The 18691-nt window shown below is 65.5% G+C and carries 19 protein-coding genes; 5 read left to right on the top strand and 14 right to left on the bottom strand.

Translation table 11 applies throughout. The annotated features are described in order from the left end of the window. Positions 1–37 precede the first annotated feature (37 nt). The 9 genes from D3H54_RS15255 to D3H54_RS15215 are packed head-to-tail and all read right to left on the bottom strand — an operon-like array spanning position 38 to position 9901. The gene (locus D3H54_RS15255) at positions 38–1129 is read right to left on the bottom strand and encodes an ABC transporter ATP-binding protein (protein WP_149379746.1); all 1092 of its coding nucleotides are present in this window, start codon (positions 1127–1129) and stop codon (positions 38–40) included. A gap of 2 nt (positions 1130–1131) precedes the next feature. Then, positions 1132–2037, bottom strand: coding sequence for a carbohydrate ABC transporter permease (locus D3H54_RS15250; protein ID WP_149379745.1), 906 nt, complete (start codon positions 2035–2037; stop codon positions 1132–1134). Next, positions 2034–2924 (bottom strand): carbohydrate ABC transporter permease, encoded by an 891-nt coding sequence (locus D3H54_RS15245; protein WP_149379744.1) that lies wholly within the window; start codon positions 2922–2924, stop codon positions 2034–2036. Before D3H54_RS15245 ends, D3H54_RS15250 begins: the two co-directional genes overlap by 4 nt. Positions 2925–2931: 7 nt before the next feature. Next, positions 2932–4209, bottom strand: coding sequence for an ABC transporter substrate-binding protein (locus tag D3H54_RS15240; RefSeq protein ID WP_149379743.1), 1278 nt, complete (start codon positions 4207–4209; stop codon positions 2932–2934). An 11-nt stretch (positions 4210–4220) separates the two neighbouring features. Continuing rightward, a complete protein-coding gene (locus D3H54_RS15235; protein ID WP_149379742.1) occupies positions 4221–5543 on the bottom strand; it encodes an alpha-glucosidase/alpha-galactosidase in 1323 nt (440 codons plus the stop codon). Next, positions 5540–6457 (bottom strand): DMT family transporter, encoded by a 918-nt coding sequence (locus D3H54_RS15230; protein ID WP_149379741.1) that lies wholly within the window; start codon positions 6455–6457, stop codon positions 5540–5542. Before D3H54_RS15230 ends, D3H54_RS15235 begins: the two co-directional genes overlap by 4 nt. Before the next feature lie 7 nt (positions 6458–6464). Beyond that, the gene (locus tag D3H54_RS15225; protein ID WP_149379740.1) at positions 6465–7442 is read right to left on the bottom strand and encodes an N-acetylglucosamine kinase; all 978 of its coding nucleotides are present in this window, start codon (positions 7440–7442) and stop codon (positions 6465–6467) included. Positions 7443–7445: 3 nt separating this feature from the next. Continuing rightward, entirely contained in the window at positions 7446–8579 is a 1134-nt protein-coding gene (locus D3H54_RS15220) for an SIS domain-containing protein (RefSeq protein WP_149379739.1), read from the bottom strand. Next, positions 8576–9901, bottom strand: coding sequence for a D-tagatose-bisphosphate aldolase, class II, non-catalytic subunit (locus D3H54_RS15215; protein WP_286198896.1), 1326 nt, complete (start codon positions 9899–9901; stop codon positions 8576–8578). Before D3H54_RS15215 ends, D3H54_RS15220 begins: the two co-directional genes overlap by 4 nt. 111 nt (positions 9902–10012) lie before the next feature. On the opposite strand from D3H54_RS15215, the gene D3H54_RS15210 reads away from it, so the two are divergent. Beyond that, entirely contained in the window at positions 10013–10798 is a 786-nt protein-coding gene (locus tag D3H54_RS15210) for a DeoR/GlpR family DNA-binding transcription regulator (RefSeq protein ID WP_149379738.1), read from the top strand. Between the two features lie 10 nt (positions 10799–10808). Here D3H54_RS15210 and D3H54_RS15205 read toward each other — a convergent pair whose 3' ends face one another. Then, positions 10809–11645, bottom strand: a complete 837-nt coding sequence (locus D3H54_RS15205) for a class II fructose-bisphosphate aldolase (protein ID WP_149379737.1) — start codon at positions 11643–11645, stop codon at positions 10809–10811. A 54-nt stretch (positions 11646–11699) separates the two neighbouring features. Further along, complete coding sequence (locus D3H54_RS15200) at positions 11700–12296, bottom strand: PaaI family thioesterase (RefSeq protein WP_432246321.1); 597 nt, start codon at positions 12294–12296, stop codon at positions 11700–11702. A 100-nt stretch (positions 12297–12396) separates the two neighbouring features. Between D3H54_RS15200 and D3H54_RS15195 the strand changes: the two genes are divergently transcribed. Further along, positions 12397–13059, top strand: coding sequence for a PadR family transcriptional regulator (locus D3H54_RS15195; protein WP_149379736.1), 663 nt, complete (start codon positions 12397–12399; stop codon positions 13057–13059). Here D3H54_RS15195 and D3H54_RS15190 read toward each other — a convergent pair. After that, entirely contained in the window at positions 13056–14762 is a 1707-nt protein-coding gene (locus tag D3H54_RS15190; protein WP_149379735.1) for a 3-ketosteroid-delta-1-dehydrogenase, read from the bottom strand. The genes D3H54_RS15195 and D3H54_RS15190 overlap by 4 nt on opposite strands. 137 nt (positions 14763–14899) lie before the next feature. Here D3H54_RS15190 and D3H54_RS15185 point away from each other — a divergent pair, with 137 nt between their 5' ends. After that, the gene (locus tag D3H54_RS15185; protein WP_149379734.1) at positions 14900–16045 is read left to right on the top strand and encodes a 3-ketosteroid-9-alpha-monooxygenase, oxygenase component; all 1146 of its coding nucleotides are present in this window, start codon (positions 14900–14902) and stop codon (positions 16043–16045) included. Positions 16046–16047: 2 nt separating this feature from the next. Then, complete coding sequence (locus D3H54_RS31805; protein WP_149379733.1) at positions 16048–16326, top strand: ferredoxin; 279 nt, start codon at positions 16048–16050, stop codon at positions 16324–16326. A gap of 24 nt (positions 16327–16350) precedes the next feature. Here D3H54_RS31805 and D3H54_RS15175 read toward each other — a convergent pair whose 3' ends face one another. Further along, positions 16351–16947, bottom strand: coding sequence for a TetR/AcrR family transcriptional regulator (locus D3H54_RS15175; protein WP_286198895.1), 597 nt, complete (start codon positions 16945–16947; stop codon positions 16351–16353). Positions 16948–17153: 206 nt separating this feature from the next. Here D3H54_RS15175 and D3H54_RS15170 point away from each other — a divergent pair, with 206 nt between their 5' ends. Continuing rightward, positions 17154–18086: a hypothetical protein gene (locus D3H54_RS15170; protein WP_286198894.1), complete on the top strand. Its 933-nt coding sequence runs from the start codon at positions 17154–17156 to the stop codon at positions 18084–18086. A gap of 56 nt (positions 18087–18142) precedes the next feature. On the opposite strand, the gene D3H54_RS15165 is transcribed toward D3H54_RS15170, so the two are convergent. After that, positions 18143–18586, bottom strand: a complete 444-nt coding sequence (locus D3H54_RS15165) for a nuclear transport factor 2 family protein (protein WP_210419552.1) — start codon at positions 18584–18586, stop codon at positions 18143–18145. Positions 18587–18691 lie beyond the last annotated feature (105 nt).

Genomic DNA, 18691 nt, shown 5'->3' with positions numbered 1-18691 from the left:
GGAAGCAACAACCACTCCCGGTGAGCGGGGTGGCCGCTCAGAGCGCGATGTGCTCGCGACTGCGGCGGGCGGCGCCCGTATCGGCGTCGAAGAAATACGTCCGCTCCGGCGGCATCTCGAGCCCGATGCGGGTGCCGGCCGGTAGGTCGGTGCCCGCCGGCGCATGGACGATCACCCGCGTGCTGTCCGGGTCACCGGTATCGACCAGCGCGGTCACCAGTACGTGGCTGCCCAGCGGCTCGACGACATCGACCCGCGCAGGCAGCAGCCCGTCGGTGCAGCTGTCGTGCAGGTGCAGATGCTCCGGACGTACGCCGACCGTCACCGGACCGTCCGGCGTCGACACCGCGGTCACGGCGGCGTCGGCGAGGTGCAGCACTCCCGAGCGGACCTCGCCCGCAATGAGGTTCATCGGGGGACTGCCCATGAACGCGGCGACGAAGGTGTTGGCCGGGTGGTTGTAGATCTCGTCGGGTGTGCCGATCTGTTGGATTGCGCCGCCGGACATCACACACAGCCGGTCGCCGAGCGTCATCGCCTCGACCTGATCGTGAGTGACGTAGATCGAGGTGACCGGGAGTTCGCGGTGCAACCGCTTCAGATCCCCACGGACCTGGTTGCGCAACTTGGCGTCGAGGTTCGACAGCGGTTCGTCGAGCAGGAACGCCTGCGGCTGGCGGACCAGCGCACGGCCCATCGCGACGCGTTGGCGCTGGCCGCCGGAAAGCTGACCGGGCTTGCGATCCAACAGCATGTCGATCTCGAGGAGGGCGGCGGTCTCCCGGACCCGCCGGTCGATCTCGGCGCGCGGTGTCTTGCGCTGACGAAGTCCGTAGGCCAGATTCCGATAGACCGACATGTGTGGGTACAGCGCGTAATTCTGGAACACCATGGCGATGTCACGCTCGCCCGGTGCCAGGCCGGTGACGGCCCGATCACCGATCCTGATCTCACCGGATGTCGGCTTGTCAAGCCCGGCAAGCAGTCTCAATGCCGTGCTCTTGCCGCACCCGGACGGCCCGACCAGGATCAGGAACTCCCCGTCGGCAACCGTCAGGTTGAAGTCCTTCAAGGCGACGACCCCGCCCGCGTAACGCCGTGTCACGTCCCGGAACTCGACTTCTGCCATGCTCAGCCCTTCAATCCCTGGCTTGCGACCGATTGCACGAAATAGCGCTGCGCGCCGACGAATACCAGCAACATCGGCAACAGGCTCATCACATTGGCCGCCATCAGCAGGGGCCATTTGACATGGTGGGCACCCTGGAAGTAGCTCAGCCCCAACGGGATCGTCATCTGGTCCTGCGACGTGATGACGATCAACGGCCACAGGAAGTCGTTCCACGACGTGAGGACGGTCAGCGCTGCCAACGTCGACAGCGCCGGCAACGAGAGCGGAAGGACGATCTTCACCAGCACACCGATTCGCGACGTCCCGTCGACCCGAGCCGCCTCCTCCAGTTCGACGGGAACGGTCATGAAGAACTGGCGCAGGAAGAAGATGCCGAACGCCGTCGCGAGGTTCGGCAGCATCAACGCGCCGATGTGATCGATGCCCAGACCCGCCCAGACGTTGTCGCCGAACCACTTGACGATCAGGAACACCGGGATCATCGTCACCTGGAACGGCACCATCAGCGTCGCCATCAACGTCACGAAGAGCGCTCCGCGACCGAGAAACCTGATGCGTGCGAACGCGTATCCCGCCAGACTGCACACCAGGAGGTTGCTCACCAACACGACACCGGTCACCGCCGCGCTGTTGAGAAAGAAGTGTCCGAACGGCGCCGCGGCCCACGCCTCGGTGTAGTTCGAGAACCGCGGGCTTTCCGGAAACAGCACCGGCGGGAAGCGATTGGCCTCGCCTTCGGTCTCCAATGAGGTGACGAGCATCCACAACAACGGCACCAGGAGGATGAACGTCAACGGAATCAGGACCAGATGCCACGGGCTGAACGGCAGCCGCCAGCCGGACCTCCGGTCGGGTTCGACGGGGTCGGCCGCGGCGACACTGCGGGGAGTGAGAAGGTCGGTCATGAGTGCACATACCTTCGGGCGAGCCGGAACTGGACGGCCGTGACGATCAGGATGACGACGAACAGCGCGTAGGCCATCGCGGCGGCATAGCCGGCGTCGAACTGGACGAAGGCGCGGTCCCAGAGGTAGTAGACGATCACCGTGGTGGCACGCAGCGGGCCGCCACGCGTCGTCACATAGACCTCGTCGAACAGCTGCAGCGCGTTGATCGTCAGCCACACGAGAAGAAAGAGGTTCGCCGGGCCGAGCAGCGGCACCGTGATGGTGCGGAACCGGGTGAACGCCGACGCACCGTCGATTGCGGCCGCCTCATGCAACTCTTCTGGAACACCTTGCAGCGCAGCCAGATACACGATCACCGAGAAGCCCGTCCAACCCCAGATCGTCATCGCCACGATCACGTAGAGCGCCTGTGACGGGGAAGCGAGGAACGGTTGTGACGACACACCCACCGCATTCAGCGCGGCGTTGACCAGACCGTAGTCACGGTCGGTCAGCCACAGGAAGATGATGCCCTGCGAGATCGTCGACACCGCCATCGTGATGTACGCGGCGGTCCGGTACACCGAGATGAATCGCACCGAGCGGTTCAGCGCCGCCGCGACGAACAGCCCCACCAGCATCGTGCCGGGCACGAACAGCGCCGTAAAGATGATGGTGTGCTTGATCGCATCCAGGAAGACCGGGTCGTCGGCCAGCTTCTTGTAGTTGTCGAACCCCACCCACGGTGTCTCTGCGCTGAGCAGGTCGGACTTCTGGAACGACAGCTGCAGCGACATCAGCACGGGGAGCAGCCCGAAGATCCCGATGAGAATCGCCGCCGGGCTGACCAGCGCCCACCCCGACACGGTGTCTGTGCGGCTCAGCCGCCGAAGCAGTGCAGGCATCGACTCCCTACTTCTCGGCCAGCTTCGCGTCGGCGGCCTGGGCGGCGGAGTCCAGGGCGGCCTTGGGCTGGTCCGTGCCGAGCATGACAGACATGACCGCCTGGCCGAGCGCTTCCGACACCGCCGGATACTGCTCGACCTGAGGCCGCACCATGTGCACGTTCTTCAGATTCTCGACGAACGCCGCGGTGCCCGGGACATTCTTGTCGAGTTCGTCGAGCACGGACTTGTCGTCACCGACCGAGGCGCGGATCGGCAGATCGCCGGTGCCCAACGAGAACTTCTTGACCTGTTCGGGTGCCGACAGCCATTTCACGAAGTCGATGGCCGCCTGCTTGCGCTTGTCGCCGTTGTTGAACACCACCCAGTTGTCGGGGCCTGCGATGGTCTGATGTCCGCCGGCGGATCCTGGGTAGCTGGGCATCACCTGGACGCCATACTCGATGTCCGACAGCGAAGACAGGTCCCACGGGCCGGTGACCAGCATCCCGATCTTGCCGCTGTTCATGAGCTTGGGGCCGTTCTCGTTGGTGGTGTCCAGGTACAGCGACTTGTCGGTCACCGCCATCTGCTGCAGCGTCGTCAGCGCCCGCACACCGGCGTCGGAGTTGAAGACGGCCTTGGAGTTGTCGGCGTTGAGGATGTCGCCGCCGGCCTCCCACAACATCGGAATGTAGTGCCACACAGTATCTTCGCTGCCGTCGGCGGGAATGAGCCAACCGAACTGTCCCTTGGCCGGGTCGGTGAGTTTGGCTGCCGCCGCACGGAAGTCATCCCAGGTCCAGTCCGGCGTCGGTGGCGCAACGCCGGCATCGGCGAACAGCTTCTTGTTGTAGACGATCGCCAGGTTGTCCACCAGGGCGGGCACGCCGACGACCTTGTCGCCGACTGTCGCCGCCTTGCGTTCGGCTTCGTAGAAGTCGTCCCACTTCCAGTCCGGCTTCTTGACCTCGTCGGCCATGTCGACCAGCGAGGGAATCTTCGCGATGTTGGGCGACCACGACCCGAACATGTACGCCACATCCGGTGCGCTGTTACCCCGCACCGCGGTCAGAACCTTCTGCAGCACAAGGTCGTTCTTGGAGTACAACTCGGACACCTTGACGTCCGGATGCTCCTTGTTGTACTGGTCGACCAGGCTCTTGAACACCTCGCCCTCGGTGTCCTGATAGCCGTGCCACACCGCGATCTCGGTTGGGCCCGACGATCCGCCGCCGCCACCGCACCCGGCGAGAACGACGGCGAGGACGGCGACCAGTGCGATGCACAACCTACGTCGAATCACGGTGACACTCCTTAGTTGACGAGATCTCGGGCGGATCGGGAACGCAGGGGCGGGGGCAGCAGGTCGCCGTGCGCGTCGGTCAGTTCGTCGCACAGCGCCCAGATCTGATCGACGGTCAGCGTCGCGGCGGTGTTCGGGTCGACCATCGCCGCGGCGCGCACCAGCCGCGGATCGCCGTCGACGGCCGCGCGCACCGTGAGGTCGACGGGCCCGAGGAAACTGCGGTTGAGCGCCGCGCACTGCGGCGGGAGGTCGCCCACCTTCATCGGATGCGCACCGAGGGAGTCGAGCAGCGTCGGCACCTCGACCGCCAGCCCGTCGGGCAGGTTGGTGATCAATCCGTCGTTGATGACGTTGGCCGAGATGACCCGCGGCGTCCCGGTCTCGAGGGAATGGATCACCTGCGGTGCGTACTCCGTGGAGCCGGTGTCGATCGGTAGCGTCGGGGAGTCGGCCAATTCGGCTCGAACCCGGGCATATTCGGCAAGGTTGGCCTCGCTGATCGACACATACTCGCCGACGTTGATGCGCAACCGTTCGATCTCGGCGTCATCGTGCAGATACCAGCCGACGTACTCGCTGCTGTGCTCGCTGGTCTCGGTGGGGTAATAGCCCAGCCGCCGGTACATGTCGACCCGGACCCGTCGGCGCAACTCCGAGTCACCTGCGATGCGTTCGTCCAGCAGGGGATAGAGATTCTGGCCGCCGCGTTCCCACCGCAGCACCCAAGCCTGGTGGTTCACTCCCGCCGACCAGTAGGCCACCTCGTCGTAGGGCACGTCGATGAGCTCACACAGTCCGACCATCGTCCAGTACACGGAGTGGCACAGCCCAAGCACTTTCAGCTTCGGGGCGACAGCATGAAGGAACGAGATGTTCATCGCCATCGGGTTGGTGTAGTTCAACAACCAGGCGTCGGGACACACCTGCGCCATGTCGCGTGCGATATCGGCAAGCACCGGGAACGTCCGCAGGCCGCGGAAGATGCCGCCGACGCCGATCGTGTCGCCGATGGTCTGCTTCAGCCCGTAACGCGCCGGGATCTCGAAGTCCCGCACCGTGGCCTCGTGCATCCCGACCTGGATGACGTTGATGACGTAGTCGGCGCCGTCGAGCGCGCGGCGGCGGTCGAGCGTCGCGACGATCTCAGGCTCGGCACCGGCGGCCAGCGCGGTCGCGCGAGCGATCGCCTGCGCCGTCTCGAGCCGCTGCGCATCGATGTCGTGCAACACCACCCGCGTCGAGCCCAGCTCGGCGAACGACAGGATGTCGCCGAGCAGCTCGCGGGTGAACTCGACGCTGCCCGCGCCGATGATGACGACGGTGGGTTTCATCGCACCGCCTCGGTGAGGGACTCGCCGCGCTTCTCGTCGGCGTAGACCATTAGCGTCGAGCCGACGAGCGCCAGCACGATGCCGATCGCACCGTACGGCGTGGGCAGGGTCTGGTAGGCGATCAGCGAGATGATCACGGTGAGCGCGGGCGCGAGCGCGTTCGTCGTCGGCGCGACGATCGACGCCTTGCCGCGGGCGAGCGCCATGACGAGAAACAACGCGCCGATCGCGTTCAGGATCTGGGTGCCGGCCGCCAATGCCGGTGCCTGCCAGGGGAAGTCGGTGGGGATACCGCCGAGCGAGATCAGCGCCACGGGGATCAGGGCCAGGCCGCTGATCGTCATCCAGCCGAAGGTGGTGGCCTCGTTGACCCCGACCGTCGCGGACTTGCGCATGAAGTAGGCCTGCACGCCCCACGCCACGCAGATCAGTATCGACAGCAGCAGCCACGGACCCGACGAGCTCTCGGAGTCACCGCCGGTGACGGTGAACAACACGATCGCGGCGAGCGCGAAGACCAAACCCACCACGGCCAGCGGTGAGATGCGTTCGCGCAGAAGCACCATCGCCATGATCACCGTGATGGCCGGTGAGATCGACACGATCGGGAAGATCAGATAGGCGGGGCCCATCGTCAGCGCCTGGAACAGGATCAGCTGCCCGCCTGCGCCGGTGAGGCCGATCAGCAGGCCGTAGATGGTCGCGGCCGGGCGGCGATCCCACGTCTGGCCGCGGAGTGCGACGGCCGCCGGGATGATCATGGTCAGCGCCCAGATGCTGTAGATCATCTCGTCGGGATAGCCGTACTTCGACGACGGCAGGGCCGAGAATGCGCCCCACACGCCCCAGAACAGGATGAGCAGGGCGGCGTAGAAGATCCAGCTGCGGGTCCGTGGTGCGGTGGTCATGGTCATGGTGACGTCACCTTGTCGGGTTGTGGTCGGAAAGGTGTTGCACGGCAGCCGGACTCAGCGGGTGGCCGCTGTGCTTGGCGGCGTAGAGCGCACCGCCCACCGCCGGGTCGAGCCGGGGAGTCTGAAGGTCGTATCTGGCCGGGGAGTTCTGTAGTGCGGCCACGAACCGGGTCAGGAAGCCGTCGTTGGAGAACATCCCGCCCGAGTAGGACACCGGCACGGTGTCGGCATCGGTGAATCCGATCAGCGTTCGGGTCGTCTCGATCAGTGTGACCAGCTCGTCGACCGCCGCGCTCAAGGTGCGGGCAGACGGCTCGTCGCCGGCTTCGGCGGCCTCGCAGACCGTCGTCGCCAGTGCGGCGATCTTGCTGCGGTTGCCCTTCCACGTGTCGATGACCAGGCTGACGACGTCGAGATCGCCGCTGACCTCCAGACGCTTCTTCATCAGAGCGTGCAACGGGCCCTTCGGCAGCCTGCCGTCGCTCATCCGGGAGAAGGCGTTGAGCCCCTGTGCGGCAATCCAATACGCTGAGCCTTCATCGCCGAAGAGCTCGCCCCAGCCGCCGACGCGATGGCCGATGCCCTGGCGTTCGCCGTAGGTCATCGACCCCGTGCCGCTGATCACGTTGATCCCGTCCTCACCGGCAAGTGAGCCCGCCCAACCGCAGACCATGTCGTTGTCGCAGCTGTAGCGGTCGTGGCCCAGCACGCCGGCCGGGACCGCGTCGAGGGCTTCGATGTCGCCGCTCGCCTCGCCGTACCCGGGCAGACCGAAGAAGGCGGCGTCGATGTCGGCGGTCGTGATTCCAGCCTGGGTGCAGATGTCCGTAACGCCCTGCGCGAGTGACTTTTCGACGATGTCGAAGCCGTCGTTGAAGTAGTAGGACGTCGGAGCCGTTGCGCGGGCGATGATGTGGCCGGTGTCATCGACGAGCGCCAGCGCGGTCTTCGAACCGCCGCCGTCGACCCCCAGATAACGTGCCATCGTCTACCGTCCGTTCCTGGTCATGGGATGGATCGTGACGCCCCGCACGACGCGGCTGACCTCGCCGGAGGGAAATGGATTGTCCGGTGTCTTGCCGTGTTCCAGCGCGGTGAACAGCGCGAGGTATTGCGCGAACACCACATACGCCAGTGCCACCTGTGCGTCGTCGAGACCGTCGAGGCCCGGCAGCACGACAGCATCGCCGTACTCCTCGGGCAGCGGCTCAGTGCTGATCACCGCGACCGCGTCATCGCCGAGTTGGGCGCGGATCTCGGCGATGATGTCGAGGTCGTAGCGGTGGGTGTACGGGTCGGTGGCGGCGTATACGACGACGAGCGTGTCACCGTCGAGCACGGACTTCGGCCCGTGCCGGAAGCCCAGCGGGGAGTCGAAGTAGGTGTCGACCTCACCGGCGGTCAGCTCGAGCATCTTCAGTGCGGATTCCTGCGCGAGTCCTTCGAGCGCTCCGCTGCCCAGGTAGACGAGCCGCCTCTTCTTGGTCCTGGCCAGGGCGGCGATGTCGCTCTGCAGGCCCGCGACATACTCGGCCGCGGCGGCCAGTGCCTCACCGCTGTCGGCGGTGGCCGGACCGAGAAGCCGCAGACACGTCAACAGCATCGAGGTCAGGCTCGAGGTCATCGCGAAGCCGGTGTCATTGGCACGCTCGGGCATGCAGACGACAGCGGAGTTCGCCCGGCCGGTATGCGCCTTCGCGAGCGCACCGTCGGCATCGCAGGTGAGCACCAGATGCCAGACATCGTCGATCAGCTCATCGGCCAACGCGGTGGTGGCCAGGCTCTCCGGGCTGTTGCCGGAACGGCCGAACGACACCACCAGCGTGGGGACATGACGCTCGAGGTGATCGAGGGGATTGCTGACGATGCTGGTGGTCGCGATCGCCTCGACGCGGCGCCCGAGGTGCCGTCGAAGCGCGGCCGCTGCCATGTCGCCGATGAACGCGGAGCTGCCCGCGCCGGTCAGGATGACCCGGATATCCGGCTGTTCGACGACCTTTCGCACGAAAGCAGTGATCGCGGGATCGCTGCGGCGGGCGACCTCGCGCCAGACGCCGGGCTGCTGGCCGATCTCGAGAATCGTTGCGCCGCCGTCCTCTTGAGCGGGCGTGGAACTGGTCATCGATGGTCTCCGGTGGTGTTGTTCTCAGTGCGGCAGGCACGCGCGTAGGGCCGCATCGCGTCTCGAATCCTGTCGATCACCAAGGCGTTGGCGGTCAGGTCCAGTTCGCCGGCGCGGACGCGGTCGTACTGATGGGGGAGGAATTGGCTGACGAGCGGCAGTGGGATGCCGACCCGGTCGAGGTTATCCAGGAGCTGTCGGCGCGCGGCGTCGACCTCGTCGTCGGCCCAGTAGTACCGCAGCCGGTCGCTGTAGCTGTACCGCCGGGCCGTCTGCTGGGTCTGCGGATCCCCGTCGTAATAGGCCTGCCAGTACCCGGGATTGGCGAGCATTCGTCGTTCGACGACCTCGATCAGGTCGGACCGCGACTGCCGCGGCAGGAGTTGGTTCTCGATGTGGGCGAGCCCGAAGAGTGCCTCACGCATCGCGAAGGTCAATCCTGGGCCGACTTTGAGCACGGCCCAATGATCTTCGACGAGCTCGCGCAATTGTGCGGGTCGCTGATAGTCGGTGGAATGCGCCTCAAACACCAGATGCGGTTCCGTGTCGAGAACGCGCCGAAGCGCCACAGTGGCGTCGCGCCGGTAGTCGATGACCTGAAGATGGTCGAACTCCACCCCGGGCTGAACCACCAAAGCCATGACGCGGGGCCAGACGTGATCGAGCCCGGATCGGGTGAACGCGACCCGATGGGCGTCGATGGTGCGGCGGGCGCGATCGGCCGGCGTCGGGGTGAGAACGCCGAGCGTCTCGTGGGCCCCGCCGGGAACCGGTACCTCGGTGCCGATGACGTACATCGGAAGGCCGGCGCCGCTGCGTTGCGCGGATTCTTCGGCGACGTGCAGCAGGCGTGCGGTGCGCTGCGCGACGGTCTCGTCATCGAGCACTGCCGGGTCGTCGGCACAGGACATGCTGCAGTCGAGATGAATCTTCGAGTAGCCGGCCTCGACGTAGGCGGCGATGAGTGCGTCGGCCTTTTCCATTGCGGCGGCGGCGGTTTCACCCTGCCAACGGTTGGGGCCGAGATGATCGCCGCCGAGCACGACCCGGCTCCGCGGGAATCCGCACCGGTCGGCGATGCCGAGGACGAGGTCGCGGAACTCGGCCGGGCGCATCCCGGTGTAGCCGCCGAACTGGTCGACCTGGTTGGAGGTGGCTTCGATGAGCACCGGAACGTCGTCGGCGCCGGCCTGCATGATCGCCGCCTCGACCACCGTGGGGTGCGCCGAGCAGACCGAGTAGACGCCGACCGTGTCGCCGGACTTGTGTCGGCGGATCGTGTCGGCGAGCCAGCTCATCCGCTCCCCGGACATTTGCAACATTGCTTGATCATGGGAAGCTCGCTCAGAGTGCGCAACGCAATCACGTCAAGTGATCACTAAAACTGATCGTTTGGCTGACCGCCCGGCCTGCGCAGCGGAGGAGGCACCGTCATGTCGACCAGACGCACCGATCGGATGCGTGAGGTGCTCTCACTGCTGCGGGCCCGGGGCGAAGTCGACTCGCAGGTGCTTCGCGCCGAACTGCGGGTGTCGGCGGCGACGCTGCGCCGCGACCTCAGCGAGCTCGAGGACCAGGGACTGCTGGTCCGAACGCACGGCGGGGCACGGGCTCTCGATCCCAGCGGCAGCGAGATTCCGGTCCGGCTGCGTGATCACCGGATGATCGCCATCAAACGGCGGATCGCCCAGCATGCCGCCGCGCTGGTGCCTGCCGGACCTCAGGCAGTGGCCTTGACCGGCGGTGTCACCACAAGTGAAGTCGCGCGATCACTCAAGGGGCGCCCGCAGATGACGATCGTGACGAACTCCCTGACCATCGCCGCCGAGTGCGCCGTCGACGCGCACATGAAGGTGATCGTCACCGGCGGTCTGGTGCGGGCGAACTCGTTGGAAGCGGTGGGGCCGATGTCTGAGCACGCGTTCCAGGTGATCAATGTCGGCACCGCGGTCCTCGGCGCCGACGGGATGTCCGCGGAAGTGGGGCCGACCACGTTCGACGAGGCTGAAGCCCGCACCGCGATGGCCATGGCCGCCAACGCGCAACAGGTCATCGTCGCCGTCGACGGCTCCAAGATCGGCAAGGTCACTCTCGCAAAGATGGTGACACTCAAGGAGATCGATCACCTCGTGACCGATTCGACCGCCGACCCGGCGCAGCTGGAGCGAATCGGCGCGGCGGGAGTGCACGTCCACGTCGTCGAGGTGGGCGACGCCTGAGGCCGCGCGACTAGCCGTCGACCGTCGTGATCAGCGCGGCCACCGCCTCGGCGATCGCTTCGCGTGCCGGCGCGAGGTAACGGCGCGGATCGTTGACGTTCGGGTCGGCGGCCAGGTGCGCGCGCACCGCGGCGGTGAACCGGACGTTGAGCAGCGTGCCCACATTGATCTTGGTGATTCCCGCCTCGACGGCCTTACGCAGTTCGCTGTCGGCGACGCCTGAAGAGCCATGCAGCACAAGGGGAACCGGCACAGCCGCACGCAGCCGCCGGATGAGCTCGAAGTCCAGGGCGGCGCTGCGTTCCGCCATCGCATGGGAGCTTCCCACCGCGACAGCCAGTGCGTCGACGCCGGTTGCCGCGACGAAGTCGGCTGCCTCGCCGGGGTCGGTGCGCACACCGGGGGCGTGTGCGCCGTCCTTGCCGCCGACCTCGCCGAGTTCGGCTTCGAGGAACAGCCCCTCCCGATGTGCCCATTGCGCTGCGGATTTCGTGGCGGCGACGTTGGCGGCATAGTCCAGAGCGGACGCATCGAACATGACCGACGATGCACCGGTGCCGGCGCAGGCGTGCAGAAGGCTTTCGTCCTCGACGTGGTCGAGATGAACCGCGACGTCGACCTCCGCCGCGGCGGCGACGGCGCTCGCGGCGGCCGCGATCGGGTGCAGCCTGCCGTGGTGGAATCTGACGGCATTCTCACTGAGCTGCAGAATCACCGGCCTGCCAACATGTTCGGCGCCGGTGACGATGGCCTCGGCATGTTCGAGCGTGATGACGTTGCAGGCGAGCACTTCGGAACCCTCGCGGTACGCGGCGGCGACGAGGTCGGCGGTTCGAGCGAGCGGCATCTGCCTGTCCTATCAGCGTGATGCCGCGGTGTCCAGCACGGGCGTGCGGTCCCGTCACGCCGTCCGCGGATGGATGAAGACCCCTTCCGCGCGCACCGTGACCCCGTCGGGGGTCGACAGGTGGCCGACCGCGTAGGTCTTCACTCCCTCGATCCGGTCCACGTGAGCCTCGGCCCGCACAGGTCCGAGCCGCGTCCCCAACTCGTAGCGCAGCGTGAGCGTTCCGGTGACCGCCGGCCGGCCGGGCTGGTGTGCGGTCGCCCCGAGAATGTGATCGAGCAGCAAGGCGCAGACGCCGCCGTGCACATGCCCGGGCGGTCCCTCGTAGGCCGCCCCCAGCGTCACCTCTGACCACACGGTGCCGTCGGCTTCCCGGTGTACGTCGAGCGGCGGCGCCAAGGCGTTGCGCAATCCGATGACCGCGTTGCCCCATGCCCGGGGGCGCCCGGAGGGGTCCAGCTGGACGCCGAACGATCCGGGAACCAAGCTGCTGCTGAGCTCATCGGCCGCAGCGTCGATCTTGGCCTTCGCCGATGCGATGCCGTCCGGATCGGTGTGACTGCGGATCGTGACATCGACCAACCGGCGCACCGAGTTGGTCAGTGATGCGTACAGCGCCTCGGCGGCGTCATCCTCGTGCGGTGCGGACATCCCGACCATCTTTCGGCGGGCGGGCGTCGCCGCGCAATGCGGCATCCCGGCCAGCGGCCGGTGCAGGCAAACCTGTGACCTGGGTTGATACCCTGAGCAGATGACCGAACCCGAGTCTGGCGCCATGCCGTCGCTGTCCGCGACCGGCTGGGCGTTGCTCGGGATGCTGTCGTACGAGACGGAGCTGTCGGGTTACGACATCCGGAAGTGGATCGACTGGAGCATGCGCTACTACTACGGCAGCCCTGCGTTCAGCCAGATCTATTCGGAGCTCAAGAAGCTCGAGAAGATGGGCCTGCTCACCTCGCGAGTGGACGGTGAAGGCACCCGCAACCGTCGTCTGTACAAGATCACCCCGACCGGGATGGACGCGGTGACCCGCTGGGCCAGGGAGGCGCCGGTCGAGCCGCCGTCGCTCAAGCATCCAGCGATCCTGCGGGTGACGTTGGGGCACCTGAGCGATCCGGCGTCGCTCAAGCAGATGTTGCAAGAGCACATCGCGTACATCGACAGGATGCAGCGCGACGCCGCCAAGGAAGCGCGATGGGCCGCTGCGGACCCCTCCTGGGCCTACGCCAAGATCGCGCTGGACTGGGCCGACCGATACTACGCATCCGAACGGGAACTCACCCTCAAACTCATCAAGGATCTCGACGAGGCCGAGGCGAATTTCCCGAAAGTCGGTGAGGGCGGCAAGATTCCGTGGCCCGATCCGTCCTACTGGTACGAGATCGAGCGCAAGGCCGACGCCGAGGACGCCTAGGTCCGCGCCGCGGCGTCCAGCGCGGCGATGTAGCCGTACACGAGCCCCTGCGCGATCGTCGCGCCGGCGCCGGGATAGGTGTGTCCGAACGCGTTGGCCGCGGTGTTGCCGATCGCGTACAACCCGGCGATGACGGTCCCGTCCTCGCGCAGCACCCGGGCGCGGTCATCGGCGCGCAGACCACCGCAGGTTCCGAGGTCGCTCAGGACCATCTTCACCGCGTAGAACGGTCCTTTGATCAGTGGCCGCAGGTTCGGGTTGGGGGTGATCGTCGGATCTCCGTAGTACCGGTCGTAGGCGCTTCGGCCGCGCCCGAAGTCGGGATCCTCACCGGCGAACGCATCTTCGTTGAAGCGGTCCACCGTCGCGCGGAAGTTCTCCTCGGGAACGCCCATCCGGGCGGCCAGCGAACCGAAATCGTCTGCCCGCACGGCGATTCCGGCGTCATACCAGGATCGGGGGATAGGCATGCGGGGGAACAGTTCGGCGGCAAACACATAGCTGTTGCGATACTGCTGGTCGAAAACGATCCACATACTGTCCACCGGTGTCCCAGCTTTTTCCAGCTGCAGGATGCGCTGGCCGAAGCTCATATAATCGGCTGACTCGTTGGCGAACCGACGACCGTTGTGGTCGACGATGAACGATCCGGGCAGCGACCGCTCGGCCAGCATCACCGCCGGAGCCCCGCCGGGCAACGGTGCCACCGCGGGGAACCACCACGACTGATCCATCAGCGCGATGTCGGCGCCGACGTCCTGGCCGATCCGGATCGCGTCACCGGTATTGGTCTCGGCGCCGAGGCTGAAATTGCTTTCCAATGCCTCGGACTGGAACTTGTGCCGCATGTCCATCCGGTGGTCGAATCCGCCGGCCGCGAGCACGACACCGCGCCGCGCTGTGACGGTGACGGTCGTACCCGCGTGCTCGACGATCGCCCCGGTGACGTTGCCCCCGTCGACGGTGAGCTCGGTGAGGGCGGTGTTGAGCCAGATCGGGATCGCGGCGCGAATGGCTCCGGCGAACAGACCGGCGGCCAGAGCCTGACCGCCGGCGGCGTACCGCCTGCCGAGCGCCAGCCCGCCCACACCCTGCGCAAGCCGTTTGACGATGGTGGGCAGCCCTTTTCGAGGTACCCGGCTCACGAGATTCATCCAGCGGTAGTCCGCACCGGTGGTCGGCATCGGGATGCTGGCCTCCATGATGCCCGGGCGGAGATCCGGGAGATACTCGCCGAGAATCGCGGTGTCGAGCGGACGGCACTCGCAGGTACGCCCCGCAGCGGATCCGCCGGGCGCCTCGGGGTGGTAGTCGGAATACTCCTTGGCCCAGAACAATCTCATCGGAGTCGTGCGGCGCAGCATGTCGACCGTCGCGGGAAGACTGTCCACATACGCCGCCGAGCGCTCTCGGGGCGCCGATCCGGCGACGACGGAATCCAGGTACGTCTGTGCCCGGCTCGCGGTGTCGACCCCGCCGCATTCGGCGATCACCGGGCTGGCGGGCAGCCACAACGCACCACCGGAGCGTGCTGTCGAGCCGCCGACGTGAGACGACTTCTCCACGACGAGGACCGACAAGCCCTGCTCTCTGGCGGCCAGGGCGGCCGCCAGCCCGGTACCCGATCCGACGACGAGGAGATCCACCTCGATGTCGGCGACGGTCAGTCCGGTGGGAACGGTGTTGTGGCTGGTGGCGGTCACGACTGCGACGATAGAGCCGTTCCCGGCGATTTCGGATCTGATCTCCCTTTGAGCGGAACGCGTGCCTCCCGATGGAGCTTCTCCGCAGTTCAATGGACCTCAGCCCGCGAACGGATCGATCGAAGGACGGAAGCACGATGACCACGCAACCCGAGGCCGACGAGATTCGATTGATCGAGACCGGCGCGGTGCCGACCCGGTTTGCCCGGGGATGGCATTGCCTGGGGCTGATTCGCGATTTCGATGACGGCGAGCCCCACCAGATCACTGCGTTCGGTCAGAAGCTGGTCGTCTTCCGCGGCCAAGACGGCACCATCGCCGTGCTCGACGGATACTGCCGTCACATGGGTGGTGACCTGTCGCAGGGGACCGTCAAGGGCAACGAGATCGCCTGCCCGTTCCACGACTGGCGCTGGGGCGCGGACGGCAGGTGCAAACTCGTTCCGTACAGCAAGCGCACACCGAAGCTGGCCCGTACTGCATCGTGGCCGACCCTGCAGCAGGACGGCATGCTGTTCGTCTGGAATGACCCGGAGCGCACAGCGCCACCGGCCGACGTGACGATCCCTCGCATCGAGGGTGCGAACAGCGACGACTGGACCGAGTGGCACTGGTACACCACCGTGGTGCAGACGAACTGCCGAGAGATCATCGACAACGTCGTCGACATGGCGCACTTCTTCTACATTCACGGATCGTTGCCCACGCAGTTCAAGAACATTTTCGAGGGTCACGTCGCCACGCAGTACATGAACAGCGGGGGCCGCCCTGATATCGGGGAACCCGGCGAAACCCAGATGCTGGGAACGACGTCGGTGGCCTCCTACCACGGTCCGTCGTTCATGATCGACGATTTGACCTACCACTACACCGATGTCGACCACCGTACGGTTCTGATCAATTGTCACTATCCGATCGACGCGAATTCCTTTGTCCTGCAGTACGGAATCATCGTCAAAAAGTCTGCCGAGCTTCCCGACGACCTCGCTATGCAGACGGCGATCGGCCTCGGCGACTTCGTCAAGATGGGCTTCGAACAGGATGTCCAGATCTGGCGCAACAAGACCCGGATCGACAATCCGTTGCTGGTCGAGGAAGACGGGCCGGTCTATCAACTCCGGCGGTGGTACGAGCAGTTCTATGTCGACGTCGCCGACGTCACGCCGGACATGGTGGACCGCTTCGAGTTCGAACTCGACACAACACAGCCCACCGCGGCGTGGATGAAGGAAGTGGACGCCAATATCGCGGCGCGCGCGACGACGTCCGGGTCGACGGAGTGAAGGTGGGAGTTCGCCGCGACAACCGCCTCGACGATGCGCCGATGGTTCCCGTGACCTGTGGGCGCTGCGGGGCGGGTGTCCAGGTTCGGAAGAGCAGCTGGAATCAGACCAGTGTGCAGTGGAGTGAGTCTGCGTTCAGCCGGTGCGAAGAGCGTTGCACTGCTGCGCAATTGGCGGGAGACGGTGGTCGCGGTCTCTTCCTGGCCTGTTCGGCGCTGAGCGGTTCGATCGTCGAGGCGGTGAAGGCGGGGACGGTTCCTGTTCTCGACGGTTCCGCCTGATCGACGCTTCGCGCGTTTCCGACGCTATTTCGCAACAAGCGATCCGACGATCATCTCCATCGCGACCCTCAATGCGGCTTGCAAGTTGGTGAAATCGCCGTGTTGGACCCAGTGCACGTAAGCATGTCTGCAAGCCTGGACCACCAACTGAGCCGGCAACTCTCGCGAGAATGAGTCGGTTCCGACGTCGAACCGAGCCTCGATGAAGTCGGTGATGGGCCCAACGAGGTCTTGACCCCAGTCCAGCCAACGCAGCCGATACTGAGGGTCACTCAGCACCAGCGCCATGAACGCCCGGTCGACTTCGAATTGGTCGCGCTTGGAGACTTCACTGCCGAATGCCTGCACCAGTACGTCCACGGGGTCACTGTCTGGTTCTGCTTCGGCCAGCACGTGAATGCTCAGGCTGCCGAACTTCCCGAAGAGAGGCAGAACAACGTCTTCCTTGACGGCGAAATGGCGGTGGAACGTCCGAGGCGCGATGCCCGCGGCTTCACAGATTCGCTCGACGGTGGCGGAGAAGGCACCGTCAGCGAGGAAGATGTCCCGGGCCGTCAACGCGACGTGAAGCCGTAATTCCTCGGCGCGCCGTTCCGTCAGGTTGGCAGGTCTACCCGTCACTGCGATGCTGTCGTCCCCTTGTCTGACCAGTCGCTTCATCCTATCCACTGCGATGTCGGGTGTTCGCTTGGCCGACGAGCAATTCTCCCGTTGACCGGGAATCGCACCGGGCCGCGGAATGCGCCGCCTATAACGTCTTTGTCAGATTCTGCCACAGAGGCTGAATCTGACAATAGGTGAGAGCCGAACGCTGCTAGGAGGATTCAGTGTCAACCGCTGCAGGAGAACCCGACACCACCACCGAGGACCTGAACTATGACGACTACACCCATGACTTCATGGGCAAGGTCGGCAATATCCAGGACTTCTCGCGCGACTTCCTCGTCGGGTTGGCTCGCGTGTTCGAAGACGTCGTGAACTTCATGTCTTACGCCCACGTGAAGATCTACTCAGACAAGGTCGGCATCAACGCGGCGATGGATGTGGCGGCCGAGGTGTCGAGAGCGGGCATGCGACAGGTCATGCCCATGGGACGGTTCGTCGCACCTCCCGGGTGGGACTGGAAAGATCCGCAATACCAGGCTATTCCGTTCGACGTGCAGACCGAGGACTTGAATAAGCAGGCGTTGATCCGGCTCATCAAAACGTATTGGGATCAGTACCTCAAGGGCCACAACTACTTCATCGACCAGTGGACCAAGATCATCCCCGAGGAAGAGGTTTGGCTCGGCTTGCCGGATATGTACCAGCTGATCATCGACTACCAGTACCCGAAGCTCGCCAAAGTCTTCAAGATTGAACCCGTGCACGTGGTGGACTTCCTCAAGCTGGCAGTCCTGAGTATCGACGGCACCCTCGGCTACGGCGGCGAGTACATCGTCTACAACCCGGACCACGTGGTGCTGAACATGCGCCGCTGCGAAGTGCTGCAGAAGTACACCGACGAGGGCCTCTACCCGCCGGCGCGGGCGTGGATGAATTGCACATTCGAGCAGCGGATATCCGCACCGTTCTTCCCGGGCTGCAAGCTCGCAATCAACCTGCCGCCCAAGGATTTCAAGTTCGCCGCAGGCGAACCTTTCTGTGTGTGGACCTACACCCGCGGTGAGGAAAACCACGCGGCTGCGGCGGCCGCGCCGGATCCGCGCGCGTCTGCCATGAAGCGCATTCCGCTGATGGACGTGACCGTATCGAAGTGACCGGTACTCCAATACCATGTGACGGAGGCGGCCGCTCCCCGCGGAGACCCGAGCGGTCAGTCGCCGAAAATCTCCAGTGGGCCGACGTAGCCGCGGTTGGCTTTGAGCCGTTCGGAAATGCGCCAACTGCCGTCGCCCATTCGGCGCCAGGTGTCGTGGTAGTCGCCGAGGGTGTAGAAGCGAACCGCCGGATCGGCAGCCGCGTTGAGGTGGACGTCATGGATATAGGCCCTGCTGGTAGCGATGTCACCGGCGACATCGACGATGACGTTGCCCAACAGATGTTGAGTGGGGCCGCAATTGTCGAGATAGCCGCGGATCAACTCGATGATCGCCCCGCTGCCTGCGAGGGGGCCGGTCCCCAAGTCGCCCACCGCATCGTCAGTGAGAAGTGCGGCCATCGCGGTCCAGTCCCGGTCGTCCATCGCGCGCGCGAACAGGGTCAATGCCCGTTCGATGAGACGTTCGTCGAGCAACCTGGCCAGGGAATCTGGATCCATGATCCGTGTCTCCTTTGCCGATCAGGCGTGTGTCGCCGCCGTCCGCCCGGATTTCGCTGCCGGTGATGAACGCACCGTCATCGGAGGCAACCATAGCGATGACAG

The organism is Mycobacterium sp. ELW1, assembly GCF_008329905.1.
In the GTDB taxonomy this organism is placed as follows: Bacteria; Actinomycetota; Actinomycetes; order Mycobacteriales; family Mycobacteriaceae; genus Mycobacterium.
Note: the sequence above shows the minus strand (reverse complement) of the source record. Positions and strands in the feature narration are given on the sequence as shown.

Coding starts and splice junctions, on each gene's coding strand:
- D3H54_RS15255 (WP_149379746.1), bottom strand. CDS start 1,129: ATGGCAGAAGTCGAGTTCCGGGACGTGACACGGCGTTACGCGGGCGGG.
- D3H54_RS15250 (WP_149379745.1), bottom strand. CDS start 2,037: ATGACCGACCTTCTCACTCCCCGCAGTGTCGCCGCGGCCGACCCCGTC.
- D3H54_RS15245 (WP_149379744.1), bottom strand. CDS start 2,924: ATGCCTGCACTGCTTCGGCGGCTGAGCCGCACAGACACCGTGTCGGGG.
- D3H54_RS15235 (WP_149379742.1), bottom strand. CDS start 5,543: ATGAAACCCACCGTCGTCATCATCGGCGCGGGCAGCGTCGAGTTCACC.
- D3H54_RS15230 (WP_149379741.1), bottom strand. CDS start 6,457: ATGACCATGACCACCGCACCACGGACCCGCAGCTGGATCTTCTACGCC.
- D3H54_RS15225 (WP_149379740.1), bottom strand. CDS start 7,442: ATGGCACGTTATCTGGGGGTCGACGGCGGCGGTTCGAAGACCGCGCTG.
- D3H54_RS15220 (WP_149379739.1), bottom strand. CDS start 8,579: ATGACCAGTTCCACGCCCGCTCAAGAGGACGGCGGCGCAACGATTCTC.
- D3H54_RS15215 (WP_286198896.1), bottom strand. CDS start 9,901: ATGTTGCAAATGTCCGGGGAGCGGATGAGCTGGCTCGCCGACACGATC.
- D3H54_RS15210 (WP_149379738.1), top strand. CDS start 10,013: ATGTCGACCAGACGCACCGATCGGATGCGTGAGGTGCTCTCACTGCTG.
- D3H54_RS15205 (WP_149379737.1), bottom strand. CDS start 11,645: ATGCCGCTCGCTCGAACCGCCGACCTCGTCGCCGCCGCGTACCGCGAG.
- D3H54_RS15200 (WP_432246321.1), bottom strand. CDS start 12,296: ATGTCCGCACCGCACGAGGATGACGCCGCCGAGGCGCTGTACGCATCA.
- D3H54_RS15195 (WP_149379736.1), top strand. CDS start 12,397: ATGACCGAACCCGAGTCTGGCGCCATGCCGTCGCTGTCCGCGACCGGC.
- D3H54_RS15185 (WP_149379734.1), top strand. CDS start 14,900: ATGACCACGCAACCCGAGGCCGACGAGATTCGATTGATCGAGACCGGC.
- D3H54_RS15165 (WP_210419552.1), bottom strand. CDS start 18,586: ATGGATCCAGATTCCCTGGCCAGGTTGCTCGACGAACGTCTCATCGAA.